This is a genomic window from Shimia sediminis, from assembly GCF_003990645.1.
In the GTDB taxonomy this organism is placed as follows: domain Bacteria; phylum Pseudomonadota; class Alphaproteobacteria; order Rhodobacterales; family Rhodobacteraceae; genus Shimia; species Shimia sediminis.
In genome coordinates this window covers 1-519 of sequence record NZ_RYZK01000121.1, presented here as the reverse complement: position 1 = coordinate 519, position 519 = coordinate 1, and the positions used below count along the sequence as shown (strand labels likewise).

Annotated in this window: 1 protein-coding gene; it reads right to left on the bottom strand. The window is 46.6% G+C overall.

What is annotated here, in order from left to right; translation table 11 throughout:
• A partial coding sequence (locus EK369_RS21655; RefSeq protein ID WP_164727099.1) for a hypothetical protein occupies nucleotides 1–494 on the bottom strand: 494 nt, incomplete at its 3' end.
• Nucleotides 495–519: the final 25 nt, after the last annotated feature.

Genomic DNA, 519 nt, shown 5'->3' with positions numbered 1-519 from the left:
GCGGGCAAGACTGCGGGATTGACTGCGGGGTTCACGGAAGCAGAGATGGAATCTATTGCGAGACCAGATGCACCAATTGGAACGCGGATGTTAAGTTTGAGTTCTACTGCATTACCATCAGAGCTGGCTTCAACACCTGAAGCTGCTGATGCATCATCAACAAGACTTATAGAACCTTCATCAACACTGCTTATAGAACCTTCATCAACATGGCTTATAGTACCTTCATCAACATAGCTTATAGAACCATCATCAACATAGCTTATAGAACCATCTTCAACTTGTCCGGGAAGAGTAACAGCACCAACACCAACATCTGATTCAACTACTTCAGGGAGGATTGCAGCTCCAACACCGGATTCAATAACAGCTGGGAGGGTTGCAATTCCAACACCAGATTCTACTGCAGCTGGGAGGGTTGCAATGCTGACGCCAGTGCTTGCAGCATGGGTTGCAGCGAAGCAACAGACAAGTGCTACGATTGCGGAATGCATGTTGATACTTTAGTTGATGCTTGAG